General features: G+C 68.0%; 17 protein-coding genes. 9 read left to right on the forward strand and 8 right to left on the reverse strand.

Features of this window, described 5'->3' with window-relative positions; translation table 11 throughout:
* Positions 1-72: 72 nt before the first annotated feature.
* The 4 genes from P7B02_RS17745 to pdxH form a co-directional block, all read right to left on the reverse strand.
* Complete coding sequence (locus tag P7B02_RS17745) at positions 73-3033, reverse strand: TonB-dependent receptor plug domain-containing protein (protein ID WP_277787689.1); 2961 nt, start codon at positions 3031-3033, stop codon at positions 73-75.
* A 281-nt stretch (positions 3034-3314) separates the two neighbouring features.
* A complete protein-coding gene (locus P7B02_RS17750) occupies positions 3315-4946 on the reverse strand; it encodes a long-chain-fatty-acid--CoA ligase (RefSeq protein ID WP_277787690.1) in 1632 nt (543 codons plus the stop codon).
* 232 nt (positions 4947-5178) lie between these two features.
* A complete protein-coding gene (locus P7B02_RS17755) occupies positions 5179-6681 on the reverse strand; it encodes an AAA family ATPase (protein ID WP_277787691.1) in 1503 nt (500 codons plus the stop codon).
* Positions 6678-7349: a pyridoxamine 5'-phosphate oxidase gene (gene pdxH / locus P7B02_RS17760; protein ID WP_277787692.1), complete on the reverse strand. Its 672-nt coding sequence runs from the start codon at positions 7347-7349 to the stop codon at positions 6678-6680. The genes P7B02_RS17755 and pdxH overlap by 4 nt, the downstream gene beginning before the upstream one ends.
* A gap of 93 nt (positions 7350-7442) precedes the next feature.
* Between pdxH and P7B02_RS17765 the strand changes: the two genes are divergently transcribed.
* The 6 genes from P7B02_RS17765 (at position 7443) to P7B02_RS17790 (ending at position 12011) form a co-directional block, all read left to right on the forward strand.
* Positions 7443-8120 (forward strand): DnaJ C-terminal domain-containing protein, encoded by a 678-nt coding sequence (locus P7B02_RS17765; protein ID WP_277787693.1) that lies wholly within the window; start codon positions 7443-7445, stop codon positions 8118-8120.
* A gap of 185 nt (positions 8121-8305) precedes the next feature.
* Complete coding sequence (gene aroC, locus P7B02_RS17770; protein WP_277787694.1) at positions 8306-9427, forward strand: chorismate synthase; 1122 nt, start codon at positions 8306-8308, stop codon at positions 9425-9427.
* A 170-nt stretch (positions 9428-9597) separates the two neighbouring features.
* Positions 9598-10740, forward strand: a complete 1143-nt coding sequence (locus P7B02_RS17775) for a PepSY-associated TM helix domain-containing protein (protein WP_277787695.1) — start codon at positions 9598-9600, stop codon at positions 10738-10740.
* Positions 10737-10916: a hypothetical protein gene (locus P7B02_RS17780; protein ID WP_277787696.1), complete on the forward strand. Its 180-nt coding sequence runs from the start codon at positions 10737-10739 to the stop codon at positions 10914-10916. Before P7B02_RS17775 ends, P7B02_RS17780 begins: the two co-directional genes overlap by 4 nt.
* Positions 10917-11137: 221 nt before the next feature.
* A complete protein-coding gene (locus tag P7B02_RS17785; protein ID WP_277787697.1) occupies positions 11138-11644 on the forward strand; it encodes a response regulator in 507 nt (168 codons plus the stop codon).
* 160 nt (positions 11645-11804) lie between these two features.
* A complete protein-coding gene (locus P7B02_RS17790; RefSeq protein WP_277787698.1) occupies positions 11805-12011 on the forward strand; it encodes a hypothetical protein in 207 nt (68 codons plus the stop codon).
* Here P7B02_RS17790 and P7B02_RS17795 read toward each other — a convergent pair whose 3' ends face one another.
* The 3 genes from P7B02_RS17795 to queC form a co-directional block, all read right to left on the reverse strand.
* Positions 12012-12380 (reverse strand): 6-pyruvoyl trahydropterin synthase family protein, encoded by a 369-nt coding sequence (locus P7B02_RS17795; protein ID WP_277787699.1) that lies wholly within the window; start codon positions 12378-12380, stop codon positions 12012-12014. It lies immediately after the preceding gene.
* A gap of 68 nt (positions 12381-12448) precedes the next feature.
* Entirely contained in the window at positions 12449-13081 is a 633-nt protein-coding gene (gene queE / locus P7B02_RS17800) for a 7-carboxy-7-deazaguanine synthase (protein ID WP_277787700.1), read from the reverse strand.
* The gene (gene queC, locus P7B02_RS17805; protein ID WP_277787701.1) at positions 13078-13815 is read right to left on the reverse strand and encodes a 7-cyano-7-deazaguanine synthase QueC; all 738 of its coding nucleotides are present in this window, start codon (positions 13813-13815) and stop codon (positions 13078-13080) included. Before queC ends, queE begins: the two co-directional genes overlap by 4 nt.
* Before the next feature lie 224 nt (positions 13816-14039).
* Here queC and P7B02_RS17810 point away from each other — a divergent pair, with 224 nt between their 5' ends.
* The 3 genes from P7B02_RS17810 to P7B02_RS17820 all read left to right on the forward strand — a co-directional run bounded on the left by P7B02_RS17810 (position 14040) and on the right by P7B02_RS17820 (position 19758).
* Positions 14040-15404 (forward strand): hypothetical protein, encoded by a 1365-nt coding sequence (locus P7B02_RS17810; protein WP_277787702.1) that lies wholly within the window; start codon positions 14040-14042, stop codon positions 15402-15404.
* 311 nt (positions 15405-15715) lie between these two features.
* Positions 15716-18442 (forward strand): TonB-dependent receptor, encoded by a 2727-nt coding sequence (locus P7B02_RS17815; protein ID WP_277787703.1) that lies wholly within the window; start codon positions 15716-15718, stop codon positions 18440-18442.
* 158 nt (positions 18443-18600) lie between these two features.
* On the forward strand, positions 18601-19758 hold the full coding sequence (locus P7B02_RS17820) for a response regulator (RefSeq protein ID WP_277787704.1): 1158 nt from the start codon (positions 18601-18603) through the stop codon (positions 19756-19758).
* Here the strand turns inward: P7B02_RS17820 and P7B02_RS17825 are convergent.
* Positions 19755-21383 (reverse strand): phytoene desaturase family protein, encoded by a 1629-nt coding sequence (locus P7B02_RS17825; protein ID WP_277787705.1) that lies wholly within the window; start codon positions 21381-21383, stop codon positions 19755-19757. The genes P7B02_RS17820 and P7B02_RS17825 overlap by 4 nt on opposite strands.
* Between the last annotated feature and the right edge of the window lie 35 nt (positions 21384-21418).

Genomic DNA, 21418 nt, shown 5'->3' on the forward strand with positions numbered 1-21418 from the left:
CGCACCGCATAGAAAAAGGGCCGCCGGTGAACCGGCGGCCCTTCCCTTCAGCAGACCGGAGCCCGCCTCTCCTTAGTAGCGCATGGTTGCGCCGACGAAGAAGAAGCGGCCGCGGTTGTCGTACTGCGACGAGCCCGTGCTGGTGCCGAGGTAAACCTCCGGCAGGTACGGCGGGATCTCGTTCGACAGGTTCTGGACGCCGCCGCGAACGGTGATCTTGTCGTTCACGTTGTAGGACGCGCGCACGTCGTGGCGGAAGTATTCCGGCACATAGTACGGGGTCAGCTGGCTGTCGTTGAACGCTTCGGTCGGTGACATCTTGCCGACATAGGTCGTCTGCCAGCCGAGGGTCAGGTCCTTGAACGAATAGACGGCGTTCAGCGCGCCCTTCCACTCCGGAGCGGCGTAGGTCACGTAGCCCGCGAAGTTGCGGAACGTGTCCTGGGCCGAGCCCTGGAAGCGCCACTCGTAGGTGCGCGTGACGTCGAGGCGCAGCTGCAGGCGACCCATGTCATAGGCGCCGCCGGCCAGGGCGTCGGCCAGATCGAAGGTGTAGGCGATCGAGGCGTCGTAGCCCTGCACGCGCACCTTGGCGATGTTCTGGTTGGTCAGCAGCACTTCGGTCACGCCGCCGATGGTGCCGCTGGCGGCGCCGCTGGCGTCGCGAACGACGTTGGCGCAGGCCGGATTGGTGGCGACCGACTGGGCCGAGTCGTAGCACAGCGTCAGGGCCGTGTTGACCGGAACAGTGCTGATGTAGCCGTCCAGGTCGTAGCGGAAGTGGTCGAACGACAGCTGCAGGCCGGGCACCCAGCGGGGCTGGATGACGACGCCGAGCTGTTCGGTTTCGGCTTCTTCCTCACGCAGGTTGGTGTTGCCGCCTTGCAGCAGCGGCAGCGAGGCGCGGCCCGGACCGAACGACGAGGTGAAGGTCGTCGGGTTGTAGTTCGGGATCACCGCGGCGCAGTTCACGCGGCGGGCGGCCTGCTGAGCGGCGGAAACGCCGGCGAAGGCGTCCTTGTCGCAAGGATCGACGGCCGCGGTCGTGAAGTTGCGGCTCTGCGGGGAGTATAGCTCGACGATGTTCGGCGCGCGGACGGCGACGCCGTGGTTGGCGCGGAAGCGCACGTCGCGGACCGGAGCCCACTCGCCAGCCAGACGCCACTGATAGACCCCGCCGATCGAGGAGTAGTCCGAGTAGCGGCCAGCGGCCTCGACGCGCAGGTCGTCGGCGAACGGCAGGTCGCGCAGCAGCGGCACGGCGATTTCGCCGTAGACTTCCGCCACGTCGTACTCGCCGCCGCGACGGCCGATCGAGTTCAGGAACAGCTCGCCCGAGGCGCCGGCGGCGTCCTGGATGAACAGGCTTTCTTCCTTGCGATACTCACCACCGAAGGCCAGGCCGACGGCGCCCGCCGGAAGCTGGAACAGGTCGGTGGTCATGTTGGCCGCGACGACGGTCTGCTTGACCGTGCTTTCGGTGCCCGACTTCCCACCGGCCCAAGCGACGGCGGCGTCCGACGGACCGTTGATCACGTTCCACGGCTGGCAGCCGGCCGCGCGTGCGGCGGCGTCGCGGCAGACGATCTGGCCGTTCAGCGCGACCGCGTCCACGGCCTGGGCCACGCGACGGATGTACGGCGTGCCGTAGGACATCGTCGTGCCGTCCGTTTGGCCGTACTGGGCGTACCAGTCCCAGGCGAAGTCGCGGTTCAGCGCGTTGAAGCCGCCTTCCATGCCGATGACTGCGCGGTAGGATTCACGGATCGACGAGACGTCGCGGCCGCCGAATTCGGTCCAGAAGCGGCCGACAGCGGCGCGCGAGTCCTGATTGAAGCCCAGGCCGGCGTCGGCCCAGAAGCCGCGCAGCTGAGCGGCGGTGGCGTTGTTGGCCGCCAGGTAGGCGTTATCGCCGTACAGGAACACCGGCATGGTGCCGCCGCCCGTGGTCTGGCTGAAGGCCGGCTGGAAGATGCCGTAGCCTTCGGTGCGGGCGTAGCTCAGCTCGGCGAACGCCTTGACGTTGTCGCTGACGCGATAGTCGGCGTAGCCGCGCAGCGAGCCGCGCTCGACGTTGCCCTGCAGGGCGTTCAGCGTGCCCGTGTAGAACAGCGACTCGTCCTGGCAGGTGGCCAGGACGTTGGCCGGGGCGCAGGCGGCCGACAGGCGGGTCACCTGGCTCGGATCGCGGACGTCCAGGGTCACGGCGTACGGGTTCGTGCCGCCGCGCAGCTGGAAGGTGCCGAACGGCGTGGTGTTGCTGCGGCTGTTCTTGATGATCGGTTGGGCCGCGGGCGACAGGGTGTTGTTGCGGCGGATGCCCGGATAGGCCCACCCGCGGTCGCGCTGCATGACCGGCTCTTGGCGAGCATACTCGCCGCCGATGACGACGTTCAGGCGGTCGTCCAGGAACTTGCCGCCCCAGATGCCCGACAGGCGGTACTCTTCACCGTCGTTCTCGTCCGAGACGCCGACCTGGGCGTCCAGTTCGAGACCGTCCTGCTGCTTCTTCATGATGATGTTCAGGACGCCGGCGATGGCTTCCGAACCGTAGACGGCCGAGGCGCCGCCCGCGACGGCTTCGACGCGCTCGATCATCATCGAGGGGATCATGTTCAGGTCGACGGCCGGGGACGTGGCGTCGCCGAAGACGTGGCGGCGGCCATCCACCAGCACCAGGGTGCGGCTCGGGCCCAGGCCGCGGATGTCGGCGCGCGACTGACCGGCGAGGAACAGGGTCGACGAGCTGTTCTGGCCGTTGGTGGCCGGGTTCAGCTGCGGCAGATCCATCAGGGCGTCGCCCAGGATCGTGTTGCCGCCGGCGCGGATGGTTTCGCTGCTGACGACAGCCAGCGGGACCGGGGCGCTGAAGGTGTCGCGGCGGATGCGCGAACCGGTGACGATGATCTCTTCGACCGCCACATCTTCACCGGCGTCCTGAGCGAACGCGACAGCCGGAGCAACAAACGTACCCGCGGCCACCAAGCCGCAGATCATCGATGACGCCAGCAGGCGCCCACGCACATTCTGCACTCTTCTACTTCTTTCTCTACGCGGGCCGCCCGGAGGATGGGGGGAGGGAGGCGGCCAGGGTCTACCGAGCGCCGGACCCGATTGAGCGACCTAGCGTCACCTCGCAGCCCAGCGGCGCCGGGAATAGAGGCGAACGCCGCCTATTGAAGCAGGAAAGTGCCGAAAAACGTCGCAATGCGAACAGATGTGGCAAAGATGCCGACAATATCGCCGCAATCTCGCCCCAATTATTTAGGGACGATTAATTACGCCGATCATCGAACAATGCTCACGATATACAGTTAGGCGACCGCCGTTGGAAGAACGTAGTCCTTGAAACCTTCGCGGATGCGCTTCTTGTCGATCTTGCCCGTAGCGCCGAGGGGGATGTCGTCCACGAAGACCACGTCGTCGGGCATCCACCATTTGGCGATCTTGCCGTTCAGGAAAGACAGGTAGTCCTCCTTGGTGGCCGCCTCCCCTTCCTTCAGCTTGACCAGCAGCAGCGGACGCTCGTCCCACTTGGGGTGAGCGACGCCGATGACGGCGGCCAGGGCGGCGGTCGGATGGCCGACGGCGATGTTCTCGATGTCGATGGAGCTGATCCACTCCCCACCGGACTTGATGACGTCCTTGGCGCGGTCGGTGATCTGCATGAAGCCTTCGGGGCAGATGGTGGCCACGTCGCCGGTGTCGAAGAAGCCCTCCTCGTCCAGCACCTCGCCCTGCCCCTTGAAGTAGCCTTTCACGATGATCGGGCCGTTGATCAGCAGGCGGCCGAAGGTCTTGCCGTCGTGTGGCAGGCGATTTCCCTCGTCGTCCACCACCTTCAGGTCGACGCCCAGCGGCACGCGGCCCTGCTTCAGGCGATACGGCATCTGCTGGTCGAAGCTGAGCTTCGAGACCTTGGCGTTCATGGAGCCGAGCGTGCCGAGCGGTGAGGTCTCGGTCATGCCCCAGGCGTGGATCACCTCAACCCCATAGTCGTCGTGGAAGGCGCGGATGATGCTTTCCGGACAGGCCGAGCCGCCAATGACCACGCGCTTCAGGGTGCTGGGCTTCAGATTGGCGCCCTGCATGTGCTGCAGCAGCATCTGCCAGACCGTGGGCACGGCGGCGGAGAAGGTGACCTGCTCCGTCTCCAGCAGTTCGTAGATCGAGGCCCCGTCCATCTTCGGGCCCGGCATGACGATCTTCGAACCGACGCCCGGCGCCGAGAAGGCCGTGCCCCAGGCGTTGGCGTGGAACATGGGCACCACCGGCAGGATGGTGTCGCGCGCCGACAGGCCCATGACGTCGGTCTGCAAGGTCAGCAGGGTGTGCAGGTAGTTGGAGCGGTGCGAGTAGAGCACCCCCTTGGGGTCGCCCGTGGTGCCCGAGGTGTAGCAGAGGCCGCAGGCGGTCTCCTCCTCGAAGCCGCCCCACTTCACGTCGGTCGAACCGGCTTCGGCCAGTTCCTCGAAGCAGAGCACCGACTTGAAGTCGAGCGCCGGCATGTGGACGCGGTCGGTCATGACGATCACATGCTCGACCAGCGGCAGCTTGGGCAGGATGGCCTGCAGGATCGGGATGAAGGTCAGGTCGACGAAGATGATGCGGTCTTCGGCGTGGTTGGCGATCCAGGCGATCTGGTCGGGGAACAGGCGCGGATTCAGGGTGTGGCACACCGCGCCGATCCCCATGATGGAATACCAGGCCTCGATATGGCGGGCGGTGTTCCAGGCCAGGGTCGCGACCCGCTCGCCCGGCTTGATCCCCAGGGTGACCAGCGCGCTGGACAGGCGCTTGGCCCGGACCAGGATGTCGGCATAGGTCGTGCGGACGATGGGACCTTCCACCGAACGGGTGACGACCTCGCGGTCGCCATGCCAGCGGCCGGCGTGCTCGATGATCTTGTCGACCGTCAAAGCCCCATGCTGCATCAGACCAAGCATCGGCATTTCCTCGTATTATCGTTGTTTAGTCGAACGGTAACCGGGGATGCTGCGGTGCGCAATCGGGGTGGCGGCGGAGCAATGTTACGTCACAGAGCGGCCGCGTCCCGCCCCCTTCTCCCTTGAGGCAGAAGGGGGCGGGGATGAGGGTGATGCGGCGGCGGACGACGGTGCGGCTGAACGACCGTGGTCACCCTCACCCCTGCCCCTCTCCCATCAAGGGAGAGGGAGTTCATCGCAGCATCTCCGCCAGGGCCTTCGCCTCACCTTCGAACGCCGCGTCGGACTGGATCTTCCGCCACCCATCCAGCGCGCCGGGGTCACGGGTGAGCTGGGCCTCCAGCACCTTCACGTCGGCGTCGGAGGCGTCGCCGGTGCGGTCGTCCACGCGCTGGCGCAGCAGTTCGGCGGGGGCCTGCAGCCAGACGCCCTGGAACGGGACGCCGGCGCGTTCCGCCAGATCGGCGGCCTGCTGGCGCTCCTCCGGCTTCAGGAACACGGCGTCGAGCACCACCGAGCGGCCCGTCGCCAGGACCATGGCGGCTTCCTCGAACAGGCGGGCATAGACCTTCAGGCCGAACTCCGGCGTGTAGGCCCCGGCGGGCAGCTTCTCCAGCGGGGCCGCGCCCCACAGGCGCTTGCGCAGCTCGTCCGACCGCAGGACCACCGCCCCCGGCGCGACGCCCAGGCCGGGTGCAGCGGCGCGGGCGAAGGTGGACTTGCCCGAACCCGACAGGCCGCCCACAGCCACCAGGCCCGTGCGCTTCGGCTCCAGATGCGCCAGGGCCGTGGCGAGATAGGCGCGGGCCGCCTCGTCGTCGCCGCTGTACGCCTGAACGTGGCAGCGCACCGCGGCGCGCACCGACAGCATCAGCGGCAAGGCCGACAGACCGCTGAACAGACCATCGCCGAAGGTGCGGGCGGCTTCATCCAAATAGGCGTTCATCACCCGGTTGGCCGCGTCGCGCCGACGGCGGAAATCCAGGTCCATCAGCAGGAAGGCCAGATCGTACTGGACGTCGATGTCCGACAGCACGTCGTTGAACTCGATGCAGTCGAACAGGATCGGCCGCCCGTCCTCCAGCAGGATGTTCCCCAGATGCAGGTCGCCGTGACAGTGGCGGGCGAAGCCCTGGCCGGCGCGGGCGTTCAGCAGGTCGCCCTGGGCGGCGAAGGCGCGGTCTGTCTCCGCCACCAGGCGGGCCACAGCGCCTTCGCCTAGGCGCGGGCCAAGGCCGGTCAGCAGGTTGGCGTTGGAGCGGATGGTGTAGCCCAGAGCCGCCACACCGCCGCCGTTCGGGCGAAGGGCTGAATTCTGGTGGAAGGCGGCGATGGTGCGGCCGAGGCTTTCCTCCACCGCGTCGTCCACGGCCCAGGGCTGGGCGGCGAGGACGGCATGTTCGTCGAAGCGGCGCATCTCCAGGGCGTGCTCGACCACCTCCCCCTCCCCGCCCAGGCCCAGGGAGCCGTCAGCCAGGCGGACGATGGGCGTCACCTGACGATAGATGTCGGAGGCGGCGGCGCGGTTGAAGGTCAGCTCCCGCTCCAGCGCCCAGCGGCGCAGCTCCAGCGTGGAGTAATTGAGGAAGCCGAAATCGACCGGACGCTTCACCTTCCAGGCGCTGTCGCCCAGCAGGAAGACGCGGGCGCAAGAGGTCTCGATGACCCGCTCGGCCTTTTCGCCGAACCACTGGGCGATGTCGGCCTCGTGAGCCAGTTCGGAGGGCGTGGTCATGGGAACAGGCGTCGTGTGGTCCAGGCGGCGTCGGGCGAGGTCCGCTCGAACACCAGCCGCTCATGCAGGCGGAACGGGCGGTCGCGCCAGAACTCGATAGCCACGGGCTTGATGCGGAAACCCGACCAATGCGGCGGGCGGGCGACCTTGCCCAGGCCGAAGCGCAGGCCGACCTCGGCCACCTTCTTCTCCAGGGCGAAACGGTCCGGCAGGGTCCGCGACTGGTCCGAGGCCCAGGCGCCCAGCTGGCTGGGGCGGGCGCGGGTGGCGAAATAGGCGTCGGCCTCGGCGTCGGTCACGCGCTCCGCGGCGCCGCGCACGCGCACCTGGCGGCGCAGGGACTTCCAGTGGAACAGCAGGGCGGCCTTGGGATTGGCCGCCAGCTCGCGCCCCTTGGCGCTGTCCAGGTTGGTGTAGAAGGCGAAGCCCGAGGGATCGACGTCCTTCAGCAGCACCATGCGCAGGTCCGGCAGGCCGTCCTCGTCCACGGTGGCCAGGGCCATGGCGTTCGGGTCGTTGGGCTCGGACTTGTCCGCCGCCTTCAGCCACTCGGCGAACAGGGCGAAGGGGTCGGCCTCCGGCAGCAGGGGCAGAGGCTCCGCGCTGGTCACCTGACGGACGTATTCGTCCTCGGTGGGGCTGTGCGGGATCAGGGGCTCGTCGGTCATGTCCGCCCTATAGCGCGCCTTGGCTTCCGGATCAGCCTTAACAGGAAATTGACCAAAACAGCCGAGGCTCCCTCGGTGACTACTCGCGCTGTCATGACCGTCGCCACCGCCCGCGCCCTTCTCGGCGTGGAGCGCGGCGCTGACGCCCACACGCTTCGCAAGGCGTTCCGGGAAGCGGCCAAGCGGGCCCACCCCGACCGTCCGGGCGGCAGCCCCGCCCTGTTCCGCGACATGCTGGCCGCGCACCGTGTGCTGCAGACCGACCTGTCGTCGCCCATCAGCTTCCCGCCCGCCCTGCAGGAGACCGCCGCGCCGCCCGCCACCGGTGTGACCATCACCCCGCTGATCGCCGTCGAGGGCGGACAGGTGGAGATCGAGCACGAGGGCCGCCGCCTGCGCGTCACCCTGCCCCCCGGCCTGCGCGAGGACGACCGCATCCGCGTCGATGGCGTGGTCCTGGCGGTCAGCATCAGCGGCGACGCCGAGGCCCTGGTGCGCGGCGACGACCTGTGGCTCACCGCCGCCATCGACCCCCAGCTTCTGGCCGACGGGGGCCGCGCGGTCATCGACACCCCCGTGGGCCGCCGCAGCGTCTGGATCACCCCCAAGGCGGCCGAGCGCGGCCTGATCCGCGTCCAGGGCCAGGGCCTGCCCCCTCGCGGCGACCATCCGCAGGGCGACCTGTTCCTGCGCGTTGAGCGCGCCGCCGAACGCGGCGAGAGCGCGGCGCGCACGCTGTTGAAGCGCTTCACGGCGGCCTGGGCGGCTTAGACCCTGCGTGCTTCGAGACGCGCTATCGCGCTCCTCAGCATGACGAAGTCGGGTTGGCTTTGAATCCGTCATCCTGAGGAGCGGCCGCACGGCCGCGTTTCGAAGGACGCACAGCCTCCTCCGTTGCAGTCGAGAGAGAAAATGTGGATGTCGAATTTGGCGACAGATGCGCTACAAGCCACGCCATGTCGCACAACACCTTCGGCCACCTGTTCCGCGTCACCACCTGGGGCGAAAGCCATGGACCGGCGTTGGGGTGCGTGGTGGACGGGTGTCCTCCGGGCGTCGGCCTGACGGCGTCGGACATCCAGGTCTGGCTCGACAAGCGCAAGCCCGGCCAGGGCAAGTTCGTCACCCAGCGGCGCGAGCTGGACGAGGTGAAAATCCTGTCGGGGGTGTTCGAGGACGATCGAACCAACGGCCAGGTGACCACCGGCACGCCGATCAGCCTGCTGATCGAGAACACCGACCAGCGGTCCAAGGACTATTCCGAGATCGCCCAGGCCTTCCGGCCGGGCCACGCCGACTACGCCTATTTCGCCAAGTACGGCGTGCGCGATTACCGCGGCGGGGGACGTTCGTCCGCCCGTGAGACCGCCGCCCGGGTGGCGGCCGGAGCCGTGGCCCGCAAGATCCTGAAAGGCGTGACCATCCGCGCCTGCCTGGTGCAGATCGGCCCGCACGCCATCGACCGTTCGCGCTTCGACTGGGCCGAGGTGGACAACAACCCGTTCTGGTCCCCCGACGCCGCCATCGTGCCGGTGTGGGAGGAGCATCTCGAGACGATCCGCAAGGCCGGCTCGTCCACCGGCGCGGTCGTCGAGGTCGAGGCTGTGGGCGTGCCCGCCGGCTGGGGCGCGCCGATCTATGGCAAGCTGGACAGCGAACTGGCCGCCGCCCTGATGTCGATCAACGCCGCCAAGGGCGTGGAGATCGGGGCGGGCTTCGCCTCCGCCGCCTTCACCGGCGAGGAGAACGCCGACGAGATGCGGATGAAGGACGGCCAGGTCGAATTTCTGGCCAACAACGCCGGCGGCGTGCTGGGCGGCATCTCCACCGGCCAGCCGGTGGTGGCCCGCGTGGCCTTCAAGCCCACCTCTTCCATTCTCACCCCGCGCCAGGCGGTGAACGAAGAGGGCGAGGAGGTCGACCTGCGCACCAAGGGCCGCCACGATCCGTGTGTGGGCATCCGCGGCGTGCCGGTGGTCGAGGCCATGACCGCGTGCGTCCTGGCCGACGCCTTCCTGCGCCACCGGGCCCAGACAGGCGGCGGGGTGTTTGTTCCGGGCGGCGCCGGACGGGTTTAAGGGCTGCTTCTACCTGCACTCCGCTCACCCCGGCGAGGCCGGGGTCCATTCTGAAAATCAGCTTGGGTCCCTGCCTTCGCGGCGATGAGCGGGAATGGTTTGCCACGCAGCCCCCGCCCCGCTAGGACTTGCGACCCATTCGCATTTCCAGATCGCCGACGCCCCGCTCAATGAAAGCCCCGACGATCCGCGCCTGGTATCTGGTCCACAAGTGGAGCAGCCTGGTCTGCACGGTGTTCCTGCTGATGCTGTGCCTCACCGGCCTGCCGCTGATCTTCCATCACGAGATCGACGTCGCCCTGGGCGAGGGGGTGAGGGCCGAGCCGATCCCTGATGCCTCGCGGATGAAGACCCTGGACGAGCTGTTGACCCTGGCGCTGGAGAAGCGGCCGGGCGAGGTGCCGGTGTTCATGAGCTTCGACGAGGACCGCCCGGCGACCAACGTCACCACCGCGCCCCGGCCGGACTCCCCGGAAGCCGAGATGAAGCTCCAGACCCTGGACCGCCGCACGGGCGAGCACCTGGGCTTCATTAACGAGGAAGGCGTGATGGCGTTGTTCCTGCGTCTTCACGTGGACATGTTCGCCGGCCTGCCGGGGATGCTGTTCCTCGGCGCCATGGGCTTCGTCTTCTTCATCTCGGTGGTGTCGGGCGTAGCGGTCTATGGCCCGTTCATGAAGAAGCTGGCCTTTGGGACCGTGCGGACCAGCCGGTCCACGCGCCTGAAGTGGCTGGACTATCACAACCTGCTGGGGATCGTGACCCTGGCCTGGGTCAGCGTCGTGGGCCTGACCGGGGTGATCAACACCCTGTCGACCCCGATCATCCAGCTTTGGCAGATCGGCCAGCTGGCCGAGATGACTGCCCCCTACAAGAACCAGTCGCCGCCGCAGCCGGGCAAGATGGCCTCGGTCCATCAGGCGGTGGAGACGGTGAAGGCCGCCGCCCCGGGAATGCGGGTGCAGTTCATCGCGTTCCCCGGCGGGTCGTTCTCGTCCAAGCACCACTATGCGGTCTTCCTGCAAGGCGACACGCCGCTGCGGAAGAAGCTGCTGACCCCCGGCCTGGTGGACGCCCGGACCGGCGAACTGACCGCCATCCGGCCCATGCCCTGGTACGCCCAGGGGCTGCTTCTGTCGCAGCCGCTGCATTTCGGCGACTATGGCGGCTTGCCGCTGAAGATCCTGTGGGCGATCCTCGACGTGTTCACGATCATCGTCTTGGGCAGCGGGCTCTATCTGTGGCTCGGCCGCCGGCGCACCCCGGTGGAGGCGCGGCTGGCGGAGTTGAAGAGCGGCGGGCTGTCCGCGTGAGCAAGCGCCCTTCGCTCATCAACGCCTACGCCGCGCCGCTGGTCATCGCCCTAGTCAGCATCGTGGGGCTGGTGGCCGCGCTGGTGGCGGACGGCCTGGGCGACTTGACCTCGTGGATCGCCCTGGCGGCGCCGGTCGCGGTGGTGGTGTGGGCCTGGCTCTTCCGGCGGGGCTGACCGGCGCCTTGGTCGCCTGGCCGACATGACCCACATCAAACCCTGGAATTCGTGCCGGCCAATTCGCTCCAAAAGCAGGCGATGAGTAGCTGAATAGCCGCCGCTGTTAAGCCTAACACTGTTTTTCGCGTTGACCGCCAAGGATTTAGGCCATTATGGAGCCTGCGCGCTAAAGGCATATACTGCCTTGGGCGGGGGGACACAGGGGCAGCAATCCGGTCGTGCGGTTCGATTTCCTGAAAGTTCTGCTGGTTGATGACAACCAGAACATGCTGCTGTTGCTGACGGAGATTCTCCGGGCCATCGGCGTGCGTCAGGTCTATGAGGCGCTCGATGGCGGCGAAGCCTTCGAGGTCATGCGCCGCAACGCCATCGACATCGTGATCACCGACCTGACCATGGCGCCGATCAACGGCATCGACTTCGTCAACCTGCTGCGCAACAGCCCCGACAGCCCCAACCAGCTGGTGCCGATCATCATGGTCACCGGCCACTCCACGCCGCGCGCGGTGAAGGAAGCCCGCGACGCCGGGGTCAACGAGTTCCTGGCCAAGCCCGTCACCGCCCGCAGCGTGATCCACCGCATCGGCCTGGTCATCGAGCACGCGCGGCCGTTCATCCGCTCGAACGACTATTTCGGCCCCGACCGCCGGCGTCGGGACGACCCGAACTACACCGGGCCGAAGCGCCGCGAGACGGACCAGCTTTCGGATGAAGAGCTGTACTAGCTCCCCGCTCATCCCCGCGAAGGCGGGGACCCATTCGGACGTTCAGCTTGGCTCCCCGCCTTCGCGGGGATGAGCGGGTGTGATGTGGCCCCGGAGAAAAGGCCGCAATCTTCCATTGATAACCGAGGTGTAGGGTGAGAGCTCAAGTCGGAGCCTGCCTATGTCCCTTTCCCGCCTGGCCGCCCTGTCGGCCGTGATCGCCAGCGCGTTTGTGCTGCAAGGCTGTCTGGCCGTGGCCGCCGGGGGCGCGGTGGTCGGCGCCACGGGAGCCGTGGTCGGCGGCGCCGCCAAGATGACCGGCAAGGCCGTGGTCGGCACGGGGAAGATGATCGTGCCCGGGGACGGCCGGGACGACGAGGACCGCTAGCTACAGCGACATCTCGCACCGCTCGCCGATGGTCGGGCGGGACACCGCCACGCGGGACAGGCCCGGAAAGCGGGGCTTCAGCTTGCCGGCGAAGTGCATGCAGAGGTTCTCCAGGGTGGGCACCTCCAGGCCGGGATGATCGTTGAGCAGGCCGTGGTCCAGCTCCTCGGCCACTGCCTTCAGGGCCTTGTCCAGAACGTCGAGGTCCTCGACCCAGCCGGCGTCCTGGGCGGCGCCCTTCACGCTGGCCTCCACCTTGAACGAATGGCCGTGCAGGCGGCGGTAGCGGTGATCCGCGGGCCCTTGCTCGATGTAGTGGGCGGCGTCGAAGGTCGCGGCCTTCGTGATCTCGAAGACAGGCTGGGTCATGGGCTCGAAACTTGTGTGCGGGGCCTGGGAGGGCTGCACGCATCCGGCATAACGGCCGAACGCGCTCCTCAGGGCAGGCCCAGATATTTGTGCGTCTGGACGCTTAAACGCCACTTGGGGTGGGAAAGGCAATAGGCGACGGCCTTTTGCGTGTTCTCAAGCTGGTCCGGCCCGTCCATGGGCTGGAGGTAGAAACGCTCGAAATCCATGTGCTCGAAGCGCGCCGGATCGGCCAGGGCTTGCGGATAGACCAGCTTCAGCTCCTGGCCCCGGGTCTGCACGACGGGCGCGTCGGCCTTGGGGCTGACGCAGATCCAGTCGATCCCCTCGGGCGCCGGCAGGGTGCCGTTGGTCTCCACCGCGATCATGAAGCCGCGCGAATGAAGGGCGTCGATCAGGGGCGCATCGAGCTGCAGCATGGGCTCGCCGCCGGTGATCACCACCAGCCGGTCGTCCGCCCCGCCGGTCCAGGCGGCCGCAACCGCGTCGGCCAGGGCGTCGGGCGTGGCGAACTTGCCGCCCCCCTCCCCGTCCGTGCCCACGAAATCGGTGTCGCAGAAGGTGCAGACGGCTTTCGCCCGGTCCTGCTCCCGCCCGGTCCACAGGTTGCAGCCGGAAAAGCGGCAGAACACGGCGGCCTTGCCGGCCTGGCCGCCCTCCCCTTGCAGGGTCAGGAAGATCTCCTTGACGCTGTAGGTCATCCGAGCGCCGGCCGCCCTTCCGCCACCCAGGCGTTCCAGCCCATGGCCCGCAGGTCGCAGGCCGGGCACGCCGCGCAGCCGTGGCCCCAGTCGTGCAGCACGCCGCGCTCCCCGCGATAGCAGGTGTGGCTGTCCTCCACGATGATGCGCACCAGCGCCTCGCCGCCCAGGGTCTTGGCCAGGCCCCAGGTCTCCGCCTTGGTCAGGCGCATCAGCGGCGTCTCGACCGAGAAGTCGCGGTCCATGCCCAGGTTCAGCGCCGCCTGCAAAGCGTCCAGCGTGTCGCGGCGGCAGTCGGGATAGCCGCTGAAATCCGTCTCGCACATGCCGCCCACCAGGGCGCGCAGGCCGCGCCGGTCGGCCAGGGCGGCGGCGTAGGTCAGGAACACCAGATTGCGCCCCGGCACGAAGGTCGAAGGCAGGCCGCGCTCGTTGATCTCGATCTCGCGCTCGGCGGTCAGGGCGCTTTGCGCCACCGCGCCGAAGCCGCGGATGTCCAGCACATGGTCGTCGCCCAGCTTGGCGGCCCAGGCGGGGAACGCCTGGGCGACGCGGTCGCGCACCTCCTGGCGGGCCTGCATCTCCACCGAATGGCGCTGGCCGTAGTCGAAACCCACGGTCTCGACCCGGTCATAGTGCTGCAACGCCCAGGCCAGGCAGACGCTGGAATCCTGGCCGCCGGAGAACAGGACCAGGGCGCCTTGGACGGGGGGAGCAGCGGGAGCGATGGACATGCGGCGTGCTCTACATCAAAGGGGCGCGAAGCGGAACGGCGCGGGGCGTCGCGGGGGGATCAGGCGGTGGTTATGCCCGGGGTGCGGGCGAAGAGAATTGAGAAACTGTGAGGGCGGTGAATTGGGAGACTTGAGAGAAGGCCGCCATCAGTCCCGCCCCATGTTCACCATTCCGCCATCGCCGCTTCACGATACCGCGTTGAGGCGATGCGAAAACCGCCGGCATGGAACAGTTGGCGATCCGCCTGCGCTTGGCGTTCATCGATCCCGGCCTGCGAAAGGCGCCGTTCCTGCTGGAGCTGCGCAACTGGCTGGCTCCCGATGTCGAGAGCCTCTACTGGTCGCGGCGGCGCGTCGTGCGCAGCTACATGCGCGACGCCGGCGTGGCGATGCATCCGCGCCCCGGGGTCGCGAAGAGCGCCGTGAAGGCCGCCTGCCCCGACATCAGTGACGTCGAACTGCGCCGCGCGATCGGCGAAAAGGAGCTGGCCCTTCGGCCCGAGAAGGCGCTGCGCAAGGCGCGCGGCGTGCTCGCCGAACTGGCGGCGTTCATGGACGAGGAGAAGGTCAGCGCGATCTTCGTCTGGAACGGCTCCAACCTGCGCAGCGCCCTGGCCGTCTACCTGGCGCGGCAGCGCCGGATTCCCGTGATCCACGCCGAGCATGGCTATCTTCCCGGCACCACCCAGCTCGACCTGGAAGGCGTCAACGGCGCGTCCTCCATAAGCCGTCTGGCCCACGCGGGCGCCGCGCACCTGCCCTATGACGCCGGGCTGGACGCGGCGCTGGACGCCGACATCGCCCGCTTCAGATCCGGCGAGCGCATGCGCGACGTCGATCCGCTGCCGCCGCCCGACCTGCGGCGAAACCTGTACGCCCGCCTGGTGAGCCGCGTCAGCTTCTGGGGCGAACGGCGCGCCTTGCCGTTCATCAACCGGCTGACCGTGCCGACCACCCCGGCGCACAAGCTGTCCGAGCGCTATGTCGTGCTGCCCTTCCAGGTGCGCAGCGACTCCCAGATGGTGCTGCACTCGCCGGTATATGGCGACGACTTCGAGGCGCTGGTCCGTGATCTGGACAGCGCCCTGGGCCGCATCGATCCGGGCCTGCGCCTGGTCGCGAAGTTCCACCCCTATGAACTGCCGCTGGTGCAGCGGGCCTACCGCCACCTGCCGAAGCGCTATCCCCGCGTCTGCTTTGTTAGCGCCGCGCCGATGAACACGCTGCTGAGCAAGGCTTCGGCCGTGGTCACCATCAATTCGACGGTGGGCTTCGAGGCCTTGATCCTCGACAAGCCCGTCGTGGCCCTGGGCCACAACTTCTACACCGCGCCCGGCATCGTCGAAGTCCTGCGGAGCCGGGACGATCTTGAAGCCGCCGTGCGACGGGCCCTGACCGTCGCACCGGACGCCGAACGTCGCCGCGGCTTCCTGCGCTTCGTGCGCGCGCATTTCCTCGTGGCCGGCGGCTATCACGACTTCACCCCACGCAGCCTGCGCAGCGTGGCCGCCCGCATCGTCGAGCTGCTCGCCATGACGCCTTCGGTGCGGGTTCTGGTTCCGGACGTGCATCACGCCTGCGCGGCTTAGGGCCGCTTTTGGCGCATAGTGGCCGCAACTAAGCTCAAACCAAGTCACGAGCAGTCCGCGCGCCGGCCCAGCCCATTTTTGACAACATAGCCAAAACTACCCTTCCTTGACGCTACGTCACAGTGAAAAGGCGTAAGTTATCGGCGTTCTCTTACAGCTGCGCCAGTTGACAGCACTATGTGTCGCGTATGCAATTCCCTTATGGCGTGTGGGGAATGCCGGGATTCCGACACGACTGACAAAAACTCTCGGCGCTGAGGAACGACGACGCACGCAGGACCAAAAGACCGCGGCGTTGGGAGGGAAAACAAATGTCTCAATCTTCGCGCCTGCGGAGACTGCTCGCCATGGGTGTGTCCGCCGCCGCCGTCACGGCCGTCGCAGGACCCGCCTTCGCCCAAGCCGGCAATGTCATCGAAGAGCTGGTCGTCACGGCCCAGAAGCGCGAGGAGGCGTTGCAGGACGTGCCGATCGCCGTTTCGGCCTTCAGCCAACAGAGCCTCGAGGCGCAGAAGATCGACGGGGGGCCGAACCTTCAGACCGCGATCCCGAACGTCACCTTCTCCAAGACAAACTTCACCAGCGCCAACTTCCAGATCCGGGGGGTCGGGTCGAAGGTGGTGTCGGGCGCGTCCGACCAGGGCGTGGGCGTCCACCAGAACAACGCGCCCCTGACCGCTAACCGCCTGTTCGAGGCCGAGTTCTATGACGTGGAGCGGGTGGAGGTGCTGCGCGGCCCGCAGGGCACGCTGTACGGCCGCAACGCCACGGGCGGCGTGGTCAATGTGATCACCGCCAAGCCGACGGACATCTTCGAGGCCAACATCCGGGGCGAGCTGGGCAACTACAACACCCGGCGCCTGCGCGGGATGATCAACCTGCCCATCGTCGAGGACAAGGTGGCCCTGCGGGTGGCCGGCTCGATGATCAAACGGGACGGGTTCGGCGAGAACCTGACCACCGGCAACGACGTGGACGACCGGGACCTGTGGGCGGCGCGCGCCACCCTGTCGTTCACCCCGACCGAGGGCATCCGCGCCTGGCTGTCGTACGAGCACTTCGACGAGGACGACAAGCGCGCCCGCGTGGGCAAGCAGCTCTGCGTCAAAGACCTGGGCCCGACGTCGGTCGGCCCGGTGCCGGTGAGCAACCCGTTCGCCCGCATCCTGCTGAGCCAGGGCTGCAAGTCGGCGCACGTGAACGATCCGACGTCCCTGGGCACGGTGAACGGCGGGGCGACCCTGGCGGGCATTCCGTCGATCGTCACCGGCATCCTGTCCGGCGATCCGTATGCCGGGAAGATGCAGAACCCGGACCTGCGCAAGATCGAGTCCTTCCAGGATCCGCAGTACCGCGCCAAGGCCGACGTGTGGATGTTCAACCTGGAACTGGACATCACCGACAACCTGACCCTGACGTCGCTGACCTCGTTCAACAAGGACAGCTACTTCACCTTCCAGGACTACAACCGCATCACGCCGGTGACGAACTTCAACCCGTCGCCGCTGACGCCGGGCGGGTTCTTCACCGACCCGCAGCTGGGCCGCCTGAACCAGTTGGCCACTTTCGACATCTCGTCGTCGGACACCGAGCAGTTCAGCCAGGAGCTGCGCCTGCAGTCGAACTTCGACGGGCCGGTGAACTTCAACATCGGCGCGATCCACCTGAAGCTGGACCAGGACACCAACTACTATGTGATGTCCAACGGCCTGACCGCGGCGGCGGCGGCCGGCTTCCCGGCGCCGGGGGTCTATATCGATCCCAACTCGCCGCCGGCCGGGGACGGCCACAACTACTACCGCTCGGCAGGTCCGTACTTCCTGAACGCCACGGCGGCGTTCGGCGAGGTGTACTGGCAGGTTCTCGATAACCTGAAGATCACCGGCGGCCTGCGCTACACCAACGATGAGAAGCGCGTGGACAGCCTGCCCAACGTGCTGCTGTCGCCGGGGCGCGGCGGTCGTCCGACCATCCAGCGCGTGACCTTCAAGGAGACCACGGGCCGCCTGGGCTTCGACTGGAAGCCGGACCTGGCGTTCACCGACGACACCCTGGTCTATGCCTTCTATTCCAAGGGCTACAAGGCGGGGGGCTTCAACCCGGCCTCGGCCGCCGGCATCGCGGGCATCCAGCAGACCTTCGACCCGGAGTTCGTGAACGCCTACGAAATCGGCCTGAAGAACACCCTGCTGGGCGGTAGCCTGCTGCTGAACGCCACCGGGTTCTACTATGACTATGAGGGGTACCAGATCTCCAAGATCGCGGCCCGCACCTCGGTCAACGAGAACATCGACGCCAAGATCAAGGGCGTCGAGCTGGAGGCGATCTGGGAGCCGATCCGCAACCTGCGCTTCAACGGCACCTTCGGTTATCTCGACACCGAGATCACCGGCGGCTCGTCGGTGGACACGCTGAACCGGACGCAGGGCAACCCGGCCCTGACCCTGATCAACGGGGCCCTGATCGGCGCCAACTGCGTCGCCCCGACCGCCCAGGTCGCGGCGGTGATGAGCCTGATCAACAACGGCTTCCCGGCCGCCGGCGTGCCGCCGGTGAACCCGGCCTATCTGATCAACGCCTGCGGCGGCGGCTATCGCACCGGCTCCACGGCGGCGACCAACCCGCTGGCGCCCCTGGGCGTCTTCCTCGACACCACGGACGGCGTGGCGGTCAGCCTGGACGGCAAGGAGCTGCCGAACGCGGCGAAGACCACCTTCTCCATCGGCGCCCAGTACACCTGGGAGTTCGGCAATGCGTGGGAGGCGGTCATCCGCGGCGACTACTACCGCCAGGACGACTCCTATGCGCGGATCTACAACACCGTGGCCGACCACCTGCCGGCCTGGGAGAACGTGAACCTCTCCCTGCGCCTGTCGAACAACGACATGGGGCTGGACGTGGAGGCCTATGTGAAGAACCTGACCGACGAGGAGGCGATCACCGACGCCTACCTGACCGACGACTCGTCCGGCCTGTTCCGCAACATCTTCCTGAGCGAGCCGCGCACCTACGGCGTGGCCGTGACCAAGCGCTTCTAAGGCCCGGCGGAAGCCATTTCGACCTTCGGACGGCGGGGAGCGATCCCCGCCGTTTTTCTTTATGCCTAACGGGTTGGTGACTCTGTTGCTTAACGAGGCCGCAAGCGTCGGTCCCAATAGTCGCTCGACGTGCAATCGTCGGCTGGACCCCTTTTCGCATGACCAAGAAGACCGCCTCCTCAGCGGCCCCCGCGGTCTCGCTCGACCTCGTCGAGCGGCTGGGCGCCGACGTGTCCCGCCGCCTGGAGGGACTGGCCAGCTTCGTGGACCGCCTGGGGCAGGAGCCCCTGGGTCCGGACGGCCAAGCCTGCCTGCGGGCCATCGACGAGACCCTGAGCGACGTGCGCGAGCTGCTGGCGCGCGCCAATGACCTGAACGCCGCGCGCGTGGGCGCCCTGTCCATCGAGCCGCGTCCCCAGGCCCTGCGCCTGCTGATGGACGACCTGGAGACCCGCTGGGCGGTGGAAGCCGCCGCCGTGGGCGCCACCCTGCTGGTCAGCTACGACGGCGAGCCCGACGCCGCCGTCATGGCCGACCCCCGCCGCATCGGCCAGATCTTCGACGCCCTGATCGGCCGCGCCCTGGGCGACGCCGGTCGCGGCGCGGTTGAGGCCAGCCTCAAGGCCCGCGAAACCGCCGAGGGCATGGTCATCGAGGGCCGCGTCCGCGACAACGGCGACTGGTCCCCCGACCAGGCCGCCGGCGTGTTCCGCGCCGGGGTCGACAACGCCGATATGAACCTTTCCGTCGGCCTGGGCATGGCCCTGGCCCGCCGCCTGGCCCAGGCCATGGGCGGCAAGGCGTCCGCCGAAGCCAATGTCGGCCCGGGCGTGACCATCACCTTCGAACTGACCCTGCCCGTGGCCCTGATCGCCGAACCGGCGGAGGCCGAGCCCATCGCCGGCGCGCACCGCGTGGCCCACGTGCTGATCGTCGACGACAACGCCACCAACCGCATGGTGGTCGAGGCCCTGTGCGAGACCTTCGACTGCACCTCCGAGCAGGTGGAGGACGGGGTGGAGGCGGTCGAGGCCGCCCGTTCCGGCCGGTTCGACATCATCCTGATGGACATCAAGATGCCGCGCATGGACGGCGTCGAGGCCACCCGCACCATCCGCGAGCTGCCGGGCAAGGCGGGCGTGACCCCGATCATCGCCCTGACCGCCAAGGCGGCCCCAGCGGACATCCAGTCCTACCTGTCGGCCGGCATGCAGAACCTGGTCGAAAAGCCTATCGCTCCCGAACGCCTGCTGGAGGCCATGAACACCGCGTTGGCCGCCGCCGAGGGCGTGGCGAATGACAGGGCAGTGGCTTAGAGCCCCCTGACCATCAACTCCAGCGCCGCCCCAACGCTGCGATCCCGCAGGATCTCCCGCGCGGCGTTGCGGCCGGGATTGCCGGACACCCCGCCGCCGGGGTGCGTGCCCGAGCCGCACATGTAGAGCCCCTTGATGGGCGCGCGGTGGCTGGCGCTGCCGACAAACGGGCGGGCCGCCCAGAGCTGGTCGAGGCTCATGCAGCCGTGGAAGATGTCGCCGCCGGTCAGGCCGAACTTGCGCTCCAGGTCCAGGGGCGACAGGGTCGTGCGCCCAACCACTGAGGCCTTGAAGCCGGGGGCGTGCGCCTCGACCGTATCCAGGATCAGTTCGGCGGCCTGGTCGCGCGCCTCGTCCCAGCTATGGCCATCCGACAGGACCGGCGCGAACTGCTGGCAGAACAGGCTGGCCACGTGCGCGCCCTGCGGCGCCAGGCTGTCGTCGAGGGTCGAGGGGATCAGCATCTCGACGATGGGCTGCTTCGACATTCCCGTCGCCTTGGCGTCCACATAGGCGCGGTCCATGTAGTCGAGGCTGGGGGCGATGATGATCCCGCTCTGATGATGCTCCGCCATCTGACTGCCCGGCAGGACGGAGAAGCTGGGCAACTCGCTCAGCGCCATGTTCATGCGGAACGTGCCTGAGCCGTTGCGATAGGCGGCGACACGATCACGGAAGTCCGGCTTCAGATCAGCCTGATCCACCAGCTTGCCGAACAGCAGGGAGGGGTTGAGGTTCGAGGCGACGATGCGCGCCGCAATGCTCCGGCCGTCCGCCAGCGCCACCTCCGCCGCGCGGCCGCCTTCGGTCAGCACGCGGGCCACGGGGGCGCCGGTGAGGATCTCCACGCCGAGCTTCTCGCACGCCCGCGCCATGGCCTGGGTGATGGCGCCCATGCCGCCGATGGCGTGGCCCCAGGCGCCCTTCTTGCCGTTCACTTCGCCGAAGGTGTGGTGCAGCAGCACATAGGCCGAGCCGGGCGTGTCCGGACTGGCGAAGGCGCCGACCACCGCGTCAAAGCCGAACACCGCCTTGACCGGGTCGCTCTCGAACCAGCGGTCCAGCACGTCGCGGGCGCTTTCAGTGAAGAAGTCGATCAGCTGCCCCTGCCGCTCGCGGGACAGGCCCAGCAAGGTCGAGCCCTGGCGCAGGGCGCGCAGCAGGCCTGGCAGGCCGTCGCCCAGGTTTGGCGGCGTCTGGACCGCCAGCTTGCGCAGGACGTCGCCGATCTCGTCCAGCATGTCGAAGTAGGCGGGCAGCCGCTCGGCGTCTTTCTGAGAGAACCGGGCGAACTCCGCCTGGGTCCGCGCCAGCCCCCCGCCGGACTTCAGATAGTCACCGTCCAGGGGCAGGAAGTTGGCGATCGGCCGTTCGACGATGCGCAGGCCGTGACCGTGCAAATCCATCTCGGCGATCACCGCCGGGTTGAGCAGGCTGACCGTGTAGCTGGCGACGGAATTGCGGAAGCCGGGGTGGAATTCCTCCGTCACCGCCGCGCCGCCGACCACGCCGCGCGCCTCGCACACCGTGACCTTCAGCCCGGCCTTGGCGAGATAAAAGGCGCAGACCAGCCCGTTATGGCCGCCGCCGATGATCACCGCGTCGCGCCGTTCCGTGCCCGCCATATCGCCTCCACCATCGAGAGGGCGCAGCCTAGATC

The organism is Caulobacter segnis, assembly GCF_029543125.1.
In the GTDB taxonomy this organism is placed as follows: domain Bacteria; phylum Pseudomonadota; class Alphaproteobacteria; order Caulobacterales; family Caulobacteraceae; genus Caulobacter; species Caulobacter segnis_D.

What these genes read in the sequence shown, in the direction of transcription:
- aroC (WP_277787694.1), top strand. Translation starts at nt 8,306, where the DNA reads ATGTCGCACAACACCTTCGGCCACCTGTTCCGCGTCACCACCTGGGGC.
- pdxH (WP_277787692.1), bottom strand. Translation starts at nt 7,349, where the DNA reads ATGACCGACGAGCCCCTGATCCCGCACAGCCCCACCGAGGACGAATAC.
- P7B02_RS17750 (WP_277787690.1), bottom strand. Translation starts at nt 4,946, where the DNA reads ATGCTTGGTCTGATGCAGCATGGGGCTTTGACGGTCGACAAGATCATC.
- P7B02_RS17790 (WP_277787698.1), top strand. Translation starts at nt 11,805, where the DNA reads ATGTCCCTTTCCCGCCTGGCCGCCCTGTCGGCCGTGATCGCCAGCGCG.
- P7B02_RS17775 (WP_277787695.1), top strand. Translation starts at nt 9,598, where the DNA reads ATGAAAGCCCCGACGATCCGCGCCTGGTATCTGGTCCACAAGTGGAGC.
- P7B02_RS17795 (WP_277787699.1), bottom strand. Translation starts at nt 12,380, where the DNA reads ATGACCCAGCCTGTCTTCGAGATCACGAAGGCCGCGACCTTCGACGCC.
- P7B02_RS17810 (WP_277787702.1), top strand. Translation starts at nt 14,040, where the DNA reads ATGGAACAGTTGGCGATCCGCCTGCGCTTGGCGTTCATCGATCCCGGC.
- queE (WP_277787700.1), bottom strand. Translation starts at nt 13,081, where the DNA reads ATGACCTACAGCGTCAAGGAGATCTTCCTGACCCTGCAAGGGGAGGGC.
- P7B02_RS17755 (WP_277787691.1), bottom strand. Translation starts at nt 6,681, where the DNA reads ATGACCACGCCCTCCGAACTGGCTCACGAGGCCGACATCGCCCAGTGG.
- P7B02_RS17825 (WP_277787705.1), bottom strand. Translation starts at nt 21,383, where the DNA reads ATGGCGGGCACGGAACGGCGCGACGCGGTGATCATCGGCGGCGGCCAT.
- queC (WP_277787701.1), bottom strand. Translation starts at nt 13,815, where the DNA reads ATGTCCATCGCTCCCGCTGCTCCCCCCGTCCAAGGCGCCCTGGTCCTG.
- P7B02_RS17765 (WP_277787693.1), top strand. Translation starts at nt 7,443, where the DNA reads ATGACCGTCGCCACCGCCCGCGCCCTTCTCGGCGTGGAGCGCGGCGCT.
- P7B02_RS17815 (WP_277787703.1), top strand. Translation starts at nt 15,716, where the DNA reads ATGTCTCAATCTTCGCGCCTGCGGAGACTGCTCGCCATGGGTGTGTCC.
- P7B02_RS17820 (WP_277787704.1), top strand. Translation starts at nt 18,601, where the DNA reads ATGACCAAGAAGACCGCCTCCTCAGCGGCCCCCGCGGTCTCGCTCGAC.